16 protein-coding genes and 1 other annotated feature are annotated in these 15776 nt (G+C 43.0%); of the genes, 10 read left to right on the top strand and 6 right to left on the bottom strand.

The annotated features are described in order from the left end of the window. Window positions 1-236: 236 nt before the first annotated feature. Genes fni through mvk form a run of 4 tightly spaced genes read right to left on the bottom strand, consistent with a single transcriptional unit; the run spans window position 237 to window position 4316 of the window. Window positions 237-1277 carry a type 2 isopentenyl-diphosphate Delta-isomerase gene (fni, locus tag IGK63_RS13490; protein WP_016612893.1) on the bottom strand — a complete coding sequence of 347 codons (1041 nt, stop codon included), beginning with the start codon at window positions 1275-1277 and terminating at the stop codon, window positions 237-239. Then, complete coding sequence (locus IGK63_RS13485; protein ID WP_005233792.1) at window positions 1274-2356, bottom strand: phosphomevalonate kinase; 1083 nt, start codon at window positions 2354-2356, stop codon at window positions 1274-1276. The genes fni and IGK63_RS13485 overlap by 4 nt, the downstream gene beginning before the upstream one ends. Before the next feature lie 36 nt (window positions 2357-2392). Beyond that, the gene (gene mvaD / locus IGK63_RS13480) at window positions 2393-3391 is read right to left on the bottom strand and encodes a diphosphomevalonate decarboxylase (protein ID WP_034872145.1); all 999 of its coding nucleotides are present in this window, start codon (window positions 3389-3391) and stop codon (window positions 2393-2395) included. Next, window positions 3384-4316 (bottom strand): mevalonate kinase, encoded by a 933-nt coding sequence (gene mvk / locus IGK63_RS13475; protein WP_172634709.1) that lies wholly within the window; start codon window positions 4314-4316, stop codon window positions 3384-3386. Before mvk ends, mvaD begins: the two co-directional genes overlap by 8 nt. Before the next feature lie 305 nt (window positions 4317-4621). Here mvk and IGK63_RS13470 point away from each other — a divergent pair, with 305 nt between their 5' ends. Continuing rightward, window positions 4622-5266 carry a deoxynucleoside kinase gene (locus IGK63_RS13470; RefSeq protein WP_008379503.1) on the top strand — a complete coding sequence of 215 codons (645 nt, stop codon included), beginning with the start codon at window positions 4622-4624 and terminating at the stop codon, window positions 5264-5266. Window positions 5267-5356: 90 nt separating this feature from the next. Beyond that, window positions 5357-6262 carry a magnesium transporter CorA family protein gene (locus tag IGK63_RS13465; protein WP_008379505.1) on the top strand — a complete coding sequence of 302 codons (906 nt, stop codon included), beginning with the start codon at window positions 5357-5359 and terminating at the stop codon, window positions 6260-6262. On the opposite strand, the gene IGK63_RS13460 is transcribed toward IGK63_RS13465, so the two are convergent. Further along, on the bottom strand, window positions 6259-6894 hold the full coding sequence (locus IGK63_RS13460) for a pentapeptide repeat-containing protein (protein WP_005233801.1): 636 nt from the start codon (window positions 6892-6894) through the stop codon (window positions 6259-6261). The genes IGK63_RS13465 and IGK63_RS13460 overlap by 4 nt on opposite strands. A gap of 332 nt (window positions 6895-7226) precedes the next feature. Here IGK63_RS13460 and nox point away from each other — a divergent pair, with 332 nt between their 5' ends. The 5 genes from nox to IGK63_RS13435 all read left to right on the top strand — a co-directional run bounded on the left by nox (window position 7227) and on the right by IGK63_RS13435 (window position 11851). Continuing rightward, on the top strand, window positions 7227-8561 hold the full coding sequence (nox, locus tag IGK63_RS13455) for a H2O-forming NADH oxidase (protein WP_008379508.1): 1335 nt from the start codon (window positions 7227-7229) through the stop codon (window positions 8559-8561). 99 nt (window positions 8562-8660) lie between these two features. Beyond that, window positions 8661-8784 (top strand) — a sequence feature (ribosomal protein L20 leader region). Window positions 8785-8831: 47 nt separating this feature from the next. Continuing rightward, window positions 8832-9353: a translation initiation factor IF-3 gene (gene infC, locus IGK63_RS13450; protein ID WP_005228103.1), complete on the top strand. Its 522-nt coding sequence runs from the start codon at window positions 8832-8834 to the stop codon at window positions 9351-9353. A 60-nt stretch (window positions 9354-9413) separates the two neighbouring features. Then, entirely contained in the window at window positions 9414-9614 is a 201-nt protein-coding gene (gene rpmI, locus IGK63_RS13445; protein WP_003128650.1) for a 50S ribosomal protein L35, read from the top strand. A gap of 63 nt (window positions 9615-9677) precedes the next feature. Continuing rightward, window positions 9678-10037: a 50S ribosomal protein L20 gene (rplT, locus tag IGK63_RS13440; RefSeq protein ID WP_003128653.1), complete on the top strand. Its 360-nt coding sequence runs from the start codon at window positions 9678-9680 to the stop codon at window positions 10035-10037. A gap of 194 nt (window positions 10038-10231) precedes the next feature. Continuing rightward, complete coding sequence (locus IGK63_RS13435) at window positions 10232-11851, top strand: ABC transporter ATP-binding protein (protein WP_034872144.1); 1620 nt, start codon at window positions 10232-10234, stop codon at window positions 11849-11851. Between the two features lie 24 nt (window positions 11852-11875). On the opposite strand, the gene IGK63_RS13430 is transcribed toward IGK63_RS13435, so the two are convergent. Further along, window positions 11876-12451, bottom strand: a complete 576-nt coding sequence (locus IGK63_RS13430; protein ID WP_034872143.1) for a helix-turn-helix transcriptional regulator — start codon at window positions 12449-12451, stop codon at window positions 11876-11878. Window positions 12452-13000: 549 nt separating this feature from the next. Here IGK63_RS13430 and IGK63_RS13425 point away from each other — a divergent pair. Genes IGK63_RS13425 through IGK63_RS13415 form a run of 3 tightly spaced genes read left to right on the top strand, consistent with a single transcriptional unit; the run spans window position 13001 to window position 15731 of the window. Next, window positions 13001-13600, top strand: a complete 600-nt coding sequence (locus tag IGK63_RS13425) for an MptD family putative ECF transporter S component (RefSeq protein ID WP_016612887.1) — start codon at window positions 13001-13003, stop codon at window positions 13598-13600. After that, window positions 13597-14298: an energy-coupling factor transporter transmembrane component T gene (locus IGK63_RS13420; RefSeq protein ID WP_016612886.1), complete on the top strand. Its 702-nt coding sequence runs from the start codon at window positions 13597-13599 to the stop codon at window positions 14296-14298. The genes IGK63_RS13425 and IGK63_RS13420 overlap by 4 nt, the downstream gene beginning before the upstream one ends. Further along, window positions 14295-15731 carry an ABC transporter ATP-binding protein gene (locus tag IGK63_RS13415; RefSeq protein WP_016612885.1) on the top strand — a complete coding sequence of 479 codons (1437 nt, stop codon included), beginning with the start codon at window positions 14295-14297 and terminating at the stop codon, window positions 15729-15731. The genes IGK63_RS13420 and IGK63_RS13415 overlap by 4 nt, the downstream gene beginning before the upstream one ends. The last annotated feature ends 45 nt before the right edge of the window (window positions 15732-15776 follow it).

The following is a 15776-nucleotide window of genomic DNA, read 5'->3' as shown; positions in this document are numbered from 1 at the left end:
AAACAATCGATTGTTCCTCCCTCAACTTGAGCATAGCACATTCGAAAACAAGATGGTAAAAAAACAACGTACCTGATAATGAAAGTGATTATCAAGTAGCGATTAAATAACGCTACTATCCAAATGATAAATGGAAACTCACTATTATAGAAAAAAGAACACAAAAAAAGCAGTACAATAAAAAACGAATTGTACTGCTTTTGCTTGTTCGATGTGGTAGTCAGCGACTGGATCGGTTAACGCAAACTATACTTTGCTAAGGGAATCTGACGTGCTTCACACCACTCTTTGACAGCACCAGAAAAAATCAGCTGGATCTTGGTGAGGTCTTTGGTACTTGTCTGTCCTGCCATAGTGTAGAGCAGCTGTAGCTGTTCCTTCCATGATTGCAAGGTGGCGATCGTTTCTTCTTTGCCTTTTGACAAAAGCAGCACGAGGATCGTGGCGGATAGTCCTACACTATCCGCACCAAGGCAAAGTGCTTTGAAGATATCGTAAGCATCCCGAACGCCGCCTGAAGCGATGCGGGTAAAGGGCTGTTGGATCTCATTTGCTTCCAGCAAGGAAATCACGGTGGATTGACCAAAGGTGTCTAAATACGCCAATTCACGTTTTTTTCGACGAGCATTTTCGATTTGAGTAAAACTTGTGCCGCCGCTGCCAGCAACATCAATCGTTTGTACGCCGATCGCCAGTAACTGCTGAATCGTTTCACGAGACATCCCAAAGCCGACTTCTTTGACGACAACCGGAACGGCAACGGAAGCAACCGTTTTTTCCAATAAGGACAGCCATTGGCTAAATTGACGATCGCCTTCGGGCATCACTAATTCTTGTGGTGCATTAAGATGGATCTGCAAGGCGTCGGCGCCAAACAGTTCTACTGCCCGTTGTGCATTTTCAACGGGACTGCCCGCACCAATATTGGCTAATAAGAAGCCGTCAGGATTGGCTTTACGGACGATACGGAAAGAATCGGCGACACTTGGGTCTTTTAAGGCAGCCGAAACGGAGCCGGTTGCCATCATCAAGTCACAGGCTTGCGCGATCTCTGCTAACTCTTGATTGATTTTTAAGGTTTTTTCACTGCCGCCTGTCATGGCATTGATGAAAAAAGGGCTGGAAAATGAGCGGTCAAAGACAGTCGTCGTAATTGACACATCAGCCACGTCAATTTGCGGAAAGGACTGGTGGACCAAGCGAACTGCATCAAAATCGTTGCTGTGTTCTTTATGGAACGCTTTTGCTAAGGAAACATGTTCATCTTTTCGATTCATGATAGGTCCTCCCGGTAATGGTAAACATGCAGCGGCAATGGGGTGATCTCGGCTTTTTCCCACGCACTCATCAATGGTAAAATACCGGTTTTCTGGTCAACGATCACGATGCCACAATCGCCACCGCCGGCACCAGAAGATTTGGCTGCGCCACAATAATTTTCTGCTAGATCACAAAGCTTTTTAAGTGCGGGGGTTTCAATCGGTACACCAGTTAGTGCAGACAACTCCCGCAGGAGCTTTCGATTTTCCGTGATCATTTTTTTGATCGTGCGACTGTCTTCATTTAAAAAGCCGTCGATCAATCGATTGACGCAGTCTTTGCTGGCTGCTAAAAAGGCGGCATAGGCGTTTTCTTTTTCTTCTTTGGATTGATAGACTTGATCCACTAAATCAGAAGTAGAGGCAGGAGAGCCTGTCCAACCAATCAATAGTCGAAGCGATTTCGGAACCGTCAAGGGACGGATCGATAATCCTGGCCAATCGAAAGCAATCAATTCTGTTAAGGTATGGTCCTTTTGTTTGGCTAAGACCCAGTCGTGATCGAAGGTTGAAAAAGCGATCCAGCCGCCATAACAAGAGGCCGCAATATCACCGCACGACCCATTGCCTTGAACAGCGAGATGGGCAAGAGCCGCAATTTTGAATTGGGTCAACCGATCCATTTCCATTTGATAGTACAGATTCAATGCTTTGACCGTGGCAACAGTCACGGCACCGCTGGAACCGAGGCCATATTTGCGACCATTCGAGTTATCCAGTTCACTGGTCACTTTTAAATCGTAAAAGGAAAGGGGGATGCCTTTTTCTTGGGCATATTTTTCCGTCAGACGAATGGCTGCCAAAATATAGTGGAAAGGATTATCCCGATGGTCTAAGACTAATTCGCCTTTGCGACGCGTCCAGCGAATCGGCAGGTCGCTGTATTGGGCAGACTGGATGCTGCCGTTTTTACGGGCCTCTTCCACATTGACTGTAATAAATTGGTCAACGGCAACGATGATTGCAGGATGACCAGGTTCGACAACGGCGTATTCACCAGCAATAAATAGTTTTCCGGGAACGGATAGTTCAATCATTTCGACACTCCTAATCGATGGCTTCTTAATGGCTTCTTAGTTGATGGCAGAAGATTCTTCCACCGGTAAAAAGGCTAATCCTTTACCCGCGTGAGCAGTTACTAATTGTTCTGAGGCAAAGTGAGCACTTAATTCACGTAAAATCGTTTGTTCTTCTTGTTTTTGGCATAAAACTTTGACATTGGGACCAGCATCCATCGTGAAATAGCAAGCCAATCCTTTTTTTCGCAGCATTCGGACACATTCCATGGCTCGTAAAGATTCAGAAGACCAATAAGTAAAAGGTGGTTCGGCGGCTAAGGTCGTTCCATGCATTTTCAAGGCGTTGGCCTCGGTCGTTTCACCTAAAGCAGTAAAGTCTTTCTCGGCAATCGCTTGTTTCATTTTCACGAGATCAGTTGCGGTGGCAGTAAGCCAACCCGGATAAAAACTCGAGGTTTCAACGGTTCGACGCATCCCCTCACGACTGGAAACTTCTTTGGCTTGTGCGTTGATCAAAATAAAGATCATACTCAATTCTTCTTCCCAGCCATTCGACGGCACTTGCGTGGCAAAAGAAGTCTCATCGGTGCCTTGATGCCATTCAGCAAAGCCGCCGTAGATACTCCGACACGCCGAACCAGAACCGCGACGGGCCAAACGGGATAACTCTTGCTCCGACAAGTTTAATTCCAGTGCTTCACTACAGGCACCCGCCAATGCCGCTAATCCACTGGCAGAAGAGGCAAGTCCGGCAGCGGTTGGAACAAAATTTTGACTTTCCACCGTGGCATACCACGGGCAGTCCGCTTTTTTTCGTACCAGATCCAAAAAGTCCGCAACTTTTTTTGTGGCAGCGTCTGTTTGAACCACGCCATCCAATGTAAAGCGATCTTGCGTAAAATCGGGTGAAAAAGCCACCGTTGTTTCTGTGTAAAAAGCATCGAGGGTCAGGGACAAACTATTGTTCATCGGTAAAATGAAAGTTTCATCTTGTTTTCCCCAATACTTGATCAATGCGATATTCGTGTAGGCGCGAGCCTTTCCCTTATACATGTTCATAAACTCCTAATCCTTGTATCCATGCCGCACGAGCGCCATCGGACAATAAAATACGGCTGATATTCTCAGCCTGTTCCTTCGTTTTGGTTAGTGCGATCATACAGCCGCCCCGGCCCCCGCCGGTCAGCTTTGCCCCGTAAGCACCGTGTGCCAACGCTAAGGAAACCAACTGATCCAGTTGCTGATTGCTGACCCCTAGCTGCTGCAGGGCCTGATGGGCGTTGTTCATGCTTTCACCTAATACTTCTAATTGATTGGCTATGATGGCCTCTTTAGCTTTTTTGGTTTCGATCCCTAAACGCTGGATTGCTTGACTAGCCAGCTGCTTGCTGGTTTCAAAAAGATGGGCGACACTTTTGACTGCTTCTCTCGTTTGCCCTTTGATTCCAGTATCAGCGACGAGCAAATAACCGTCGATCGTGAGGGGAAACGAAGTGATGGGATGCCCTTTGATAAAGTAAATGGCATCTGTCCCACTGGCTGCCGCAGCATCGATCCCGCTAGGATTGCCATGAGCGATTTTTTCAGAAAAGTTGACATAGGTCATCAATTCTTCTTTTGTAAAGTCTTTTTTGATCCAATCAAAAAAAGCGCGAGTCAGTGCAACAGCGACCGCCGCGCTAGAACCCATTCCCCGTTCAGAAGGGATAGTGCTGACGATGGAGGTTGCAAAAGGACCCGTGTGGAAGTCTTGTTGCAGACGATGCAGCAAGTCTTTGACATTTTTTAAGTGGCTGGGGACTTCTTCAAGCAGACCGTGATAGTAACTTGAAATCAAGGTGCTTGTTTCATTTGCTGTGATCTCGACTTGTACTTTTGCTCCCGCAAAAGGGAAAGCAATTGCTGGTTCACCGTAAACAACCGAATGTTCACCCATTAAGATGATTTTTCCTGTAGCTATGCCAGTACCAATTGACATTATTTTCCTCATTTCTCTAGGGAGCTTACCCCACATGATTCATTTATCGTTTGTCAGTCAATTGTAACTATCTCCTGACAAAAACACAATTTAATTAAAGATCCTTTCCTATTTTACTAGAAGAAGGCTCTTTCGTTAAGCATTCCGTATGAGATTTCAAAAAAAAGCAAAAATCTTTAAACTTTTATTGAAAAAATTCTTGATCTGTGCTTCAAAAGTTTCAGTTGACGGCACAAGATATAGTGTTGTATAGTTGATATCGCAAAGGCAACATACAATATTTAGTGATGAGTGAGTTGGGGGATATGAGCGTGATCGTATTAGCAGGAACGATTGGTGCCGGTAAATCAAGTTTGACCGCATTGATCGCCAATCATTTTGGCAGTCAAGCCTTTTATGAATCGATCGATGACAATGAAGTGTTACCATTATTTTATGCAGATCCAAATAAATATGCGTTTTTACTGCAAATCTATTTCTTAAATAAACGATTTGAAAGTATCAAGCAAGCCATGAAAGACGACAATAACGTCCTGGACCGTTCCATTTATGAGGATTCACTGTTGTTCCATTTAAATGCGGACCTTGGGCGAGCGACCGATACCGAGGTCAAAGTCTATGATGAATTGTTAGCCAATATGTTAGAAGAGCTGCCGTATGCAGCCCACAAAAAGCATCCAGATCTTTTGGTGCATATTCGCGTTTCTTTTGAAACGATGCTCGAGCGTATTGAAAAACGTGGGCGGGAATATGAGCAGTTGACCTTTGATCCTTCGTTATACGACTATTACAAAGAGTTGAACAAACGCTACGATCAATGGTACGAAGAGTACAATGAGAGTCCAAAGATCCAGATCGATGGCGATCAATTCAATTTTGTCGAAGACCCGCAAGCGGCACAGGCCGTTTTAACGATGGTGGAAGAGGCCTTGAAAGACGCCCGTAAATAAGTAATAGCCAATACAGCCAGGAAAGTCCTTTGATTGGGCTTCTGGCTGTTTTCTTTTATAATAGAAGAAAGCAAGAGTGGAGGATGGATTGTGGAAAACAAACATGTCTTTTATGACGGAAACTATGAATGGATTCAAGTCGACCAACAAGACGCAAAAAGCGTGATGGCACTGCAAAAACAATATCATTTGTCTGACGAGATGCTTACGTACTCTTTAGATAAAAACGAACGCGCGCGGGTCGAATATGATGCCGAAGAGGAAGCATTGCTGCTGGTTTTCAATGTACCTCAGCAAGAAAAGCGTGAAAATCATTTTGAGACCAGCCCGATGACGTTTATTTTAAAAAGGAAGCAACTCTTTACTTTTGCATCCCACAATACCCGTTATGTGATTCCAATGATGGAGCGCTTGATCCTGCAAAACCCGCTGCAAACGCCCATTCATTTTTTGTTTCAAAGCTTGTTCTTGATTTCTGGCACGTTTTTTCCGTTAGTCGAAGAAGTCAATAGTGAGCGGATTCGCTTGAATCAGCGACTACGGGAAAAAACAACCAATAAAAACTTACTGCAAATGTCTGATTTGGAAGTTGGACTGGTTTTTTTAGTGTCTGCCACGAAACAAAATGCGGTCCTCTTGGAGCAAATCAAAGCATTATCCATTTATCGTTTGATGGATGATGATGAGCGGGAACAACTGGATGATGCCTTGATCGAAGCCAAACAGGCAGTGGAAATGACCCAACTGGCATTCCAAATTTTGGAACAATTGTCTGGTACCTACAATAATCTATTAAACAATAACTTGAATGATACCATGAAGTTTTTGACCGTTTGGTCCCTCTTATTGACTGTGCCTTCCATCGTCACCAGTTTCTTTGGCATGAATGTTCCGCTGCCTTTTACCAATAGTATTTTCGGTTGGGGTATTGCCTTGTTGATCAGTTTAGTGTTATCCGTCTGGATGTTGATTGCCTTGTGGCGCAGAATTCGTTAGTCGATCACCAAACCTAGACCGGCGGCGATGACCAAGGCTTGTTCTTGATCGACTGTTAGTCCTCGCAAGTGTTCAAAGGACAACGCGATCTTTTGAAATTGATTGGTCCGAAAATCTAAAGTTGCTAATTTTGTGTGAAACCAGTTGCTATTGTTCAACTGGTTTTCTTGTAGCGTCAAGTGTTTCCAATCCATCTCATAAAACTCACTGTCGTTTAGTTGGCACTGACGAAACAGCATCGTCCGTAAATTGGTATTGCTAAAAGAAGCAAAGTTTGCCACGCAATCTTCAAAGGTACAGTCACGGAAATAGCTTTCCGCAAAATTCGTACCAGTCAATTTACACTGTTTAAAGTGAACACGATGAAAGCTGGCACCAAAACATTCCAGATTAGAAAAATCGCAGTTCTCAAAGAGGACATTTTGACATTCCCATTGACTCAAGCGTGTTTTTTGCATCGTCACTTTCTTGAAATGACATTGCTTCAAGATAAGGTTTTTGCAAGTATCATAGCTATAATCACCGCCTTCGAACACCCCCCCTTCGAAAAGCAGTTCTTCTTCTAAATAAAAATCCTGTGGCTCTAATGCCGACAATAAGGGCGGTAGTGGCAATACGATTTTTTTCTTCATCAAGATCCCATCCTGTATGTTTTTCTCTCAGTATAACACGGCGAATCGATGCCGCGATAGTTACGAAAAAGCGGCAGGGTATTGTGAAATTTATTCAATCGGTTTGCAGAATGCTTTTATAACAAGGGAAATCTTCGATTTTTAATACATATTTTTTCACAATCTTTTTACTTGCAAGACGAAAATAATTTTGATATAGAAACTTAACCCGCTGAAAGTGACGTATATCAACGAAAAACTGTCACAAATTTTTAAAATCGCGAAAAAGTTGATAGTTTTCAAATTCACAAGCGAGCTATAATGACAATGTAAACAAAAGGAGGAAATTTTCCATGACAAAAACAGTTATTATCGGTGCAAACCACGCGGGGATTGCTGCTGCCAATACACTATTAGATAACTACAAAGACCAAGAGGTCGTAATGATCGACCGTAATACAAACTTAAGCTACCTAGGTTGTGGGACTGCTTTATGGGTTGGACGTCAAATCGATTCATACGAAGGCTTGTTCTATACAAAACGTGAAGATTTTGAAGCAAAAGGTGCAAAAATCCATATGGAAACAGTGGTTGACCATATCGATTTTGAGAAAAAAGAAGTACACGCTGTGACCAGTGAAGGTGAAACGATCGTTGAATCTTATGACAAAGTTGTCATCGCAACTGGATCTGTTCCGATCTCACCCAAAGTACCTGGACGTGACTTGAAAAACATCCATTTCTTGAAAAAATTCCAAGATGGACAAACGGTTGATAAAGAGTTAGCCTCAGAAGACGTGAAAAACGTTGCCGTTATCGGTGCTGGTTACATCGGTGTTGAAATTGCTGAAGCAGCAAAACGCCGTGGTAAAAATGTGTTGCTTTTTGATGCAGCGACACGGGCATTGCCAAACTACTACGACAAATGGTTCACAGAAGATATGGACAAAAACTTAGCTGACAATGGTATTGAATTGCATTTCGGTGAATTAGCACGTGAATACAAAGGAACAGAGAAAGTAGAAGCAGTTGTAACAGACAACGGCGAATACCCAGTTGATCTAGTGATCAATGCGATCGGTTTCTTACCAAACAATGAGCTAGGCAAAGATCATTTGGAATTGTTTGCTAACGGCGCGTACTTAGTGGACCGCCATCAACGGACAAGCGATGCAGATGTTTACGCAGTCGGTGACTGTGCAACTGTGTACTCAAATGCTTTGCAACAAACCACTTATATCGCATTAGCAACGAATGCCGTACGTTCAGGGATCGTCGCTGCCCATAATATCGGCGGAACTTCTTTAGAATCAACAGGTGTTCAAGGATCAAACGGGATTTCGATCTTCGGCTACAACATGGTTTCAACTGGCTTGTCAGTAGAAGCTGCCGAACGTAATGGCATGAAAGTGAAATACTCTGATTACGAAGATACCCAAAAACCAGGCTTCATGAAAGAAAATGCGACGGTTAAAATCCGCATCGTCTATGAAGAAGAATCACGCCGCATCGTTGGTGCACAAATGGCATCACGAACATCTGAAATCGCAATGGGCATCCACATGTTCTCACTAGCGATCGAAGAAGGCGTAACGATCGACAAGATGAAGCTATTAGATATCTTCTTCTTGCCTCACTTCAATCAACCATACAACTACATCACGATGGCTGCGTTGAAAGCAGAATAAGAAACACGAAAGTCGGAGCGTATGCTCCGGCTTTTTTTTGAAACAATCATGAAAACTGTTGACAATAAGAGGAAAAAGCAGTATACTATAAAAGTTGAGAAATAAAAGCAGAAGCACCCGCTTCTCGCCTGAGTGAAGATATCGCTGGGCAGAATAGGATTCCTACCATTTATTTGTGTGGAGTACGTGCGGGTTCGTGAAGAACTCGTTTTTTTATTGTCTGATTTCGAATCGACAAGCTTTTCTTTCTCTCAAAAAACTCGGAGGTGAATGACCATAGCAAAGGATATGATGGTAAACGACGGCATTCGTGCACGTGAATTGCGTTTGATTGATCAAAACGGCGAACAACTTGGTGTAAAGAGTAAAGCTGAAGCATTGCAAATTGCAGAACGAGCAAACCTTGATGTGGTATTGGTGGCACCAAATGCTAAGCCGCCAGTAGCAAGAATTATGGATTACGGGAAATTCCGCTTTGAGCAACAGAAAAAAGACCGTGAAGCTCGTAAGAAACAAAAAGTAATCAACATTAAAGAGGTTCGTTTAAGTCCAACGATCGACGTCAATGATTTCAATACAAAATTGCGTAATGCACGTAAATTCCTTGAAAAAGGGGACAAAGTGAAAGCTTCGATCCGTTTCAAAGGCCGTGCCATTACCCATAAAGAAATTGGTCAGAAAGTGTTAGATCGTTTGGCGGAAGAAACTGCTGATTTGGCAACTGTTGAGCAAAAGCCAAAAATGGATGGCCGCAGTATGTTCTTAGTCTTAGCACCAAAAAACGATAAATAATGACTCACTGAGTTTCAGTTTAAAGTCAGATAACGAAAGATTTTGAGGAGGAAATTAGTTATGCCAAAACAAAAAACACACCGCGGATTAGCAAAACGCGTAAAACGCACTGGCGGCGGCGGATTGAAACGCTTCCGTGCCTTTACCAGTCACCGTTTCCACGGCAAAACAAAAAAACAACGTCGTCAATTGCGTAAAGCTTCAATGGTTTCAGCTGGCGATTACAAACGTATCCGTCAACAACTAGCACGCATGAAATAATTGCGTAACCCAAGCTTCACGTATACAAACAATTATCGATTTTCATATTAGGAGGAATTATACATGGCACGTGTTAAAGGTGGAACAGTAACTCGTAAACGTCGTAAAAAAGTGCTTAAATTAGCAAAAGGTTACTACGGTTCTAAACACACTCTATTTAAAACAGCAAAAGAACAAGTAATGAATTCATACAACTACGCATACCGCGATCGTCGTCAAAAGAAACGCGACTTCCGCAAATTGTGGATCGCTCGTATCAACGCAGCGGCTCGTATGAATGGCTTAAGCTACTCAAAATTGATGCACGGCTTGAAATTAGCTGAAATCGACATCAACCGCAAAATGTTAGCTGACTTGGCTGTAAACGATGCAACAGCATTTACTGCATTAGCTGACCAAGCAAAAGACGCTTTAAACAAATAATCAATCGTTGGCAACAACGTTAGCCCCGCTCTTTGAGCGGGGTTTTTTTGTTTTTCTCGATGACCGAGGAATGGTTTCTCACTATCTTTCATACGGTTCTTTCCATTAAGCGAAAAATAGATTATACTTTTGAAAGCGGTTGTTTTATTTATCTCACGACTTTTTCACGAACACTGCAGCAAAAGGAGCTTACGATGGCGATTGATTTATGGCGGCATTTTAAAAAAGGATTGACGGTATATATTGGGATTGGAATTGCGGTCTCATTTTTGAGTGCTGCGAATGTCTTTTATTTTCAAAAATTACTCGATTCATTTGGCAAGACATTTGATTGGCCAGTTGTTTTTATCTATGGGTTAACGCTTGTACTGGTACCGCTCTTGTCCTATCTCGAGCAGAAACCAAAAACAAAATTGCACAACAGCATGTATTTCTATCTCAAAGAACAAGCTTTAGTAAAAATCAGCAAGATTGCCTATTCCGAATACTTACAAATCGGCTCTGGAGCACTCTTACAGAAAACCGAAGCAGGAGCAGCGGCTGGCAGAAATATCCATTTGAATTTTTATGGACGCTTGTTTAAAGAATTGCTTCCCGAAACACTGTTTAACTTAGCTTTTATTGCTATGATCGATAAAAGGTTGATTCCAGCGATCCTTGTGGGCTATCTAGTGGTGTTTATCGTGACCAATTTGCTTTTGAAAGTTTTACGCTCTCTCAAAGAACGTGCGCTAGTTTCAGAAGAAGCCATGAACAGCACCTTTATCCGCGGATTAACGGAAATGGTCACGTTTCGGATCAATAAACGGTTTGAAAAAGAGATCGCACAATATAAAAATATGTCTGCTGACACAACAGAACGTTTGACGAAAATGACGATGATCCATGAGTTTTTCTTTGGTTTTTTTGCAGTTTTAGTCGCATTGATCAAAGTCGCAATTGTGGTATTGGCATTCACAAATCAGATTACAGTCAGCTTGGGCGGTTTAGCAGCACTGATTATTTATGTGGATCGAATCTATACGCCTGTTGCAATATTTAACGTGATTTTTGTTCAATACAGCTTAGATAAAGTTGCCTTTGCACGGTTAAATGAATTTTTTTATCTGCCAGAGGACAAAGCATTAACACAAGGAGATCCATTGTCTGAGACCATCAACTATATCACAGTTAAGGATCTATCCGTCATACTTCAAGAAAAGAAAATCTTAACCGATAGCACACTGGAGCTGAAGCGGGGAGCGATTTATGGGTTAGTAGGAGAAAGCGGCGCAGGAAAATCAACGCTGATCAAAACGATTTTAGGCTTGTATCAGCCGACGACCGGTGCAGTTCTGATCAATCACAAAAATTTGGCTGCTTACAACTTAAATGATTACTATCAGCATGTCTTTTATCTATCGCAAGATGCGCCAATATTCCAAGGAACGCTGAAAGAAAATATCATTTTTGATAAGGAAATCGCAGACGAGGAAATCATAGCGGTATTAGAAAAATGTCAATTAGGCGCATTCTATCAGGCACTCAAGGGAGGACTGTCTGCTGAAATTGGAGAAAAAGGAGCCAACCTTTCTGGTGGGGAAAAACAGCGGATCGCTTTTGCCCGATTGTTTTTCACAAACGCAGAAGTCATTGTCCTTGATGAAGCCACCTCTGCTTTAGACGAAACAACAGAAGAAAAGCTTTTTGCAGCGATCAAAGACCAATTGAAAAATAAACTAGTCATTATGATCACCCATCGCCCGAAAAATTTGATTTATGCGGATGAGATCATTGAATTGAAAAAAACACAGGTTGAAGCGGCTTCATCATAAAAGCAGCTTCAACCTGTGTTTTGATCAGCGCATCAGTAAATGCGGCAATGTACTAAGCCATGCAAGCATGCCGACAATCAAGGCAAAGACCAAGACGATGACTGTTTTTGAGAGGAAATCTTTTTTGATGTCCCGCTTTTTCCTAATGGCATCGAGGTCTTGATTTTCCATGAAGGCAACGATCTCTTTATACGTTTTGATATTTTGGGTTTTCTTGATTTTTTCGATCTTCAATGCGGCATACATGGAGACGAGCCAAAAACATAGAGGCGGGGCAATCCACCAGTGTCCTGGTAAAAAGAGAGCAGGCCCAACAGATAATGCGGCCAACAATGTAAAGACCAACATTATTTTTGTGTAGTGATCCATTGCTGTTTTCTCAATCGTTTCTTTCATTTGTTCAACATCCCCTTTGACTAATTCATCTAAAGAAACATCAAATAGAACACTGAGCAATAATAAGTTGTGAACATCAGGATAACTTTTTTCATTCTCCCAATTTGAGATCGTTTGTCGGGAGACATAGAGTTTTTCTGCCAGCCCTTCCTGAGAGAGACTTAATCGTTCCCGATGTTTTTTTATTTGTTTGCTTAAGTTCATTTTATCCGCTCCTTGTACCATTAGTGTAGGACAATGTCTGCGTTCTAACGATCAAATGTCTTTGACAATGCCTTGAAATCAAGTGTCAAAATGTTTTTACAGTTGGGTTTATGCTGTTTACACAGCAGTACAGCGTTGATTTTCTTCAACGAATAAGCGACAGTCAGCTTTCTTATTGTTTTTTTTAGAAGCACCTGCTGGTTTCTTAATAAAGAAAATGATGAAGAGTCTGTGCTGATTTTTAATGTTTGTCTTTATCTATTATTCATTAATTTCGCAAAGATGGGAATAGGAAAAAGCAACTAAGCGTGTGAAAGCATCATTTTTCCATTAGTGGATCTTTAAAGGTCCCTGTGTGTTGAAATGGAGCCATTCAGAAGTCACGTCTGTTTGTTGGTTCTGTTCTAGAAGAAAATCGACTGTTGATAAGCATATCTCCCCATAAAAACGTCTGCTTTGTGCTATACTGAGGCTTTGTAAAAATAAGTTTGTACAAGCAAGCAGCAACGGTTTTTTCATTGATTGCTTGCAAGAAGGAGCGTATACGCAGTGAAAAAACTAAAGGTTCAAGATTTAATTGCAGTAGGGATCTATACAGCGATCTATTTTCTTTTAATGAGCGTCTGTCTATTGATTTTGCGTTTTGTGATCCCAGGTTTTCATAATTTATTTATTCCAGCAGTCACCGCTTTGTTTTCTGGCATTATCTATCTGATTTTATTGAATAAAGTACCGAAATTTGGCGCAATCACCATTATGGGTACCGTGGTAGGGCTCTTTTTTTTGATTTCAGGACATTTTCCATTGGCCTTTTTACCCAATATGCTTTGTGCCTTAGTAGCTGATTTGATTCAATACAAAACAAAGCTCAAAGAGAACGTTCGCGTAATGGCGAGTTATATCGTCTTTAGTTTTGGCTTGATGGGCCCGATCTTGCCCCTGTGGTTTATGAAAAATGCCTATATCGATTCATTAGTGGCTCGCGGAAAAGATGAAACCTACATTGCCGGCGTGTTTGCTCATACCTCCAATGTGATGTTAGGGCTTTGTGCATTGGCCGTTTTGATTGGTGCGGTGGTTGGTTTAGGCATTGGCAGCCGCTTGATGGAAAAACATTTTCAACCAACGATCCAATCGCATAAAGGGTGAGGAATGTGTCGAAAACAAGGTTTGATCCCCGCAGCAAATTGGCGGTGATTCTCTTTGCTAGTTTTACTATGATGGTGTCCATTAGCTGGATCGATGAGTTTGTCTTTGTCACGTTCTTGCTGCTGCTATTTTTAGTCAGCGGCTTTTGGAAAAAAGGTCTGATGTTCTATGGCGTGTTTGTCTTGCTGACACTGGCAGATAGTTTTTTGTTTCGCCAAGGAAACCACCTATTGATCGTGTTGCTGGATTTCTTTTCCGTCGGTTATCGCCGCTTATTGCCAACGATCATGGCGGCGGCTTTTGCCATTAGTGGGACGAAGAACAGTGAGTGGATGGCGGCGTTGCAAAAAATGCACGTGCCCAATGTATTATTAGTCCCGCTGGCAGTCTTATTTCGTTTTTTTCCCACATTGGTACAAGATTTCAAAAGTATTCGCCAAGCGATGCGCTTTCGCGGCATCTCGCTGTCGGCAGGATCGATCTTGCTTCATCCACTGCAAAGTGCGGAGTATTTTTTGATCCCATTACTGATGTCGGCTGAAAAGACCGCAACCGAACTGTCGGCTACGGCGCTGGTTCGCGGGTTAGCATCAGAAACTCCCCATACCACCGTCCACGAACTGAAGCTGCGCTGGTGGGATGGCTTGGTCTTTTTAGCATTATGCGGCTTTATCGTGAAAAGGATGTGGCTTGGATGATCAGATTAGAACAAGTGTCAGTGAAGCGAGAAAATCGAACCGTATTATCTGAGCTTTCTTTGACGGTCGCAGCTGGGGAAGTCATCGTTTTGTGCGGCGCTAGCGGCAGCGGCAAATCGACCCTGCTCAATGTTGTGAATGGCTTGATCCCTGAGCTGTATCCCGCCGAAGTGCAAGGAAAGATCCGTGTCGGAGAAACAGACTTGCCAGTTGCCGATTTCTCCCATTATGCCCAGACGATTGGCGTCGTCTTTCAAAACCCCAAGACGCAATTTTTCACCACGGATGTCTATTCGGAGTTGGCTTTTTCGATGGAAAATGCGGGCGTCGCACCAGAAAACATTCGGCAGCGAATCACCGAAGTAGCACAGCAGTTTTCCCTGACCCCGTTGCTTGATGCTAGTGTCTTTGACCTATCTGGTGGAGAGAAGCAGCTGATTGCTCTCGCTGCAGCCACGATGTTGCCCCATGATGTGTTCTTATTGGATGAGCCTTCCAGTAATTTGGATCAAGAAGCGATCCAAAAGTTGACTCAAGGATTGGCTTCTTTAAAACAACAAGGGAAAACCATTGTGATCGCCGAACACCGCTTGGCGTATTTGGCGCCACTGGCAGATCGCTTCTGTCTATTAGAAGCAGGACGATTGCGGGCGTCTTATCCAGCAGCTCAGCTTTTGTCACTGCCCGAGGAGGCAATTCACGAGTTGGGATTGCGAAAAGTAGGCGAGGTGACATTGGCAGCCCAGCACTGCCGAGAATCTTTGCCAGAAAAGTCTGGATTAAGGGCAACGCATCTGCAGATCAAGCAATCGAAACGCTCAGCAAACAGCAGAAATTGGGCGCTTAACTTGCCTGAACTACAATTGCCGACGAAGCAAGCTGTGGGGATCGTTGGACCAAATGGTGCTGGCAAAAGTACGTTGGTGCAAGTCCTGTCAGGATTGAAAAAATGCCCAGAAGCAGTATTTGCCATCAATGGACAAAAGCGGACCCAAAAGCAGCTGCTGCAGGAAAGCTTTCTTGTGATGCAGGATGTCAACTTGCAGCTGTTTTTTGAAACGGTGGAAAAAGAGCTGCTGATCAAAGCCCAAAACCCAGCTCGTTTTGAAGAAATTGTCTCATTGTTGCACTTAACACCACTCCTTGCCCGACATCCGCAAAGCTTGTCAGGAGGGGAAAAACAACGAGTTGCCATCGGCAGTGCCCTGCTTTCTGGTAAACGCTTGTTGTTTTTCGATGAACCAACGAGTGGGTTAGATTTGCAGCAAATGGAAGAAGTCGCAAAACTGTTGCGAACAGTCGCTAAGGAAGTTGATTTATTAGCGGTGATCAGTCATGATCGTGAGTTTTTAGCTGAAACATGTCCTTACGTGCTTCAACTCCAACAAGGGGAACTCGTTGGCACGTATCAGCTAGCAAAAAATATGGAATAAATGAAAGACGGAGTGGACCTTGGTTCATGCCGTCTTTTTTTGTTG

Source organism: Enterococcus sp. AZ040 (genome assembly GCF_050499185.1).
Lineage (GTDB): Bacteria > Bacillota > Bacilli > Lactobacillales > Enterococcaceae > Enterococcus_D > Enterococcus_D entomosocium.
This window is presented reverse-complemented; position numbering and strand designations above follow the sequence as displayed.

Excerpts from the sequence above, each read along its gene's own strand:
- fni (WP_016612893.1), bottom strand. The coding sequence starts at position 1,277 with ATGAATCGAAAAGATGAACATGTTTCCTTAGCAAAAGCGTTCCATAAA.
- IGK63_RS13485 (WP_005233792.1), bottom strand. The coding sequence starts at position 2,356 with ATGATTGAACTATCCGTTCCCGGAAAACTATTTATTGCTGGTGAATAC.
- mvaD (WP_034872145.1), bottom strand. The coding sequence starts at position 3,391 with ATGTATAAGGGAAAGGCTCGCGCCTACACGAATATCGCATTGATCAAG.
- mvk (WP_172634709.1), bottom strand. The coding sequence starts at position 4,316 with ATGTCAATTGGTACTGGCATAGCTACAGGAAAAATCATCTTAATGGGT.
- IGK63_RS13470 (WP_008379503.1), top strand. The coding sequence starts at position 4,622 with ATGAGCGTGATCGTATTAGCAGGAACGATTGGTGCCGGTAAATCAAGT.
- IGK63_RS13460 (WP_005233801.1), bottom strand. The coding sequence starts at position 6,894 with ATGAAGAAAAAAATCGTATTGCCACTACCGCCCTTATTGTCGGCATTA.
- nox (WP_008379508.1), top strand. The coding sequence starts at position 7,227 with ATGACAAAAACAGTTATTATCGGTGCAAACCACGCGGGGATTGCTGCT.
- infC (WP_005228103.1), top strand. The coding sequence starts at position 8,832 with ATGACCATAGCAAAGGATATGATGGTAAACGACGGCATTCGTGCACGT.
- rpmI (WP_003128650.1), top strand. The coding sequence starts at position 9,414 with ATGCCAAAACAAAAAACACACCGCGGATTAGCAAAACGCGTAAAACGC.
- rplT (WP_003128653.1), top strand. The coding sequence starts at position 9,678 with ATGGCACGTGTTAAAGGTGGAACAGTAACTCGTAAACGTCGTAAAAAA.
- IGK63_RS13435 (WP_034872144.1), top strand. The coding sequence starts at position 10,232 with ATGGCGATTGATTTATGGCGGCATTTTAAAAAAGGATTGACGGTATAT.
- IGK63_RS13430 (WP_034872143.1), bottom strand. The coding sequence starts at position 12,451 with ATGAACTTAAGCAAACAAATAAAAAAACATCGGGAACGATTAAGTCTC.
- IGK63_RS13415 (WP_016612885.1), top strand. The coding sequence starts at position 14,295 with ATGATCAGATTAGAACAAGTGTCAGTGAAGCGAGAAAATCGAACCGTA.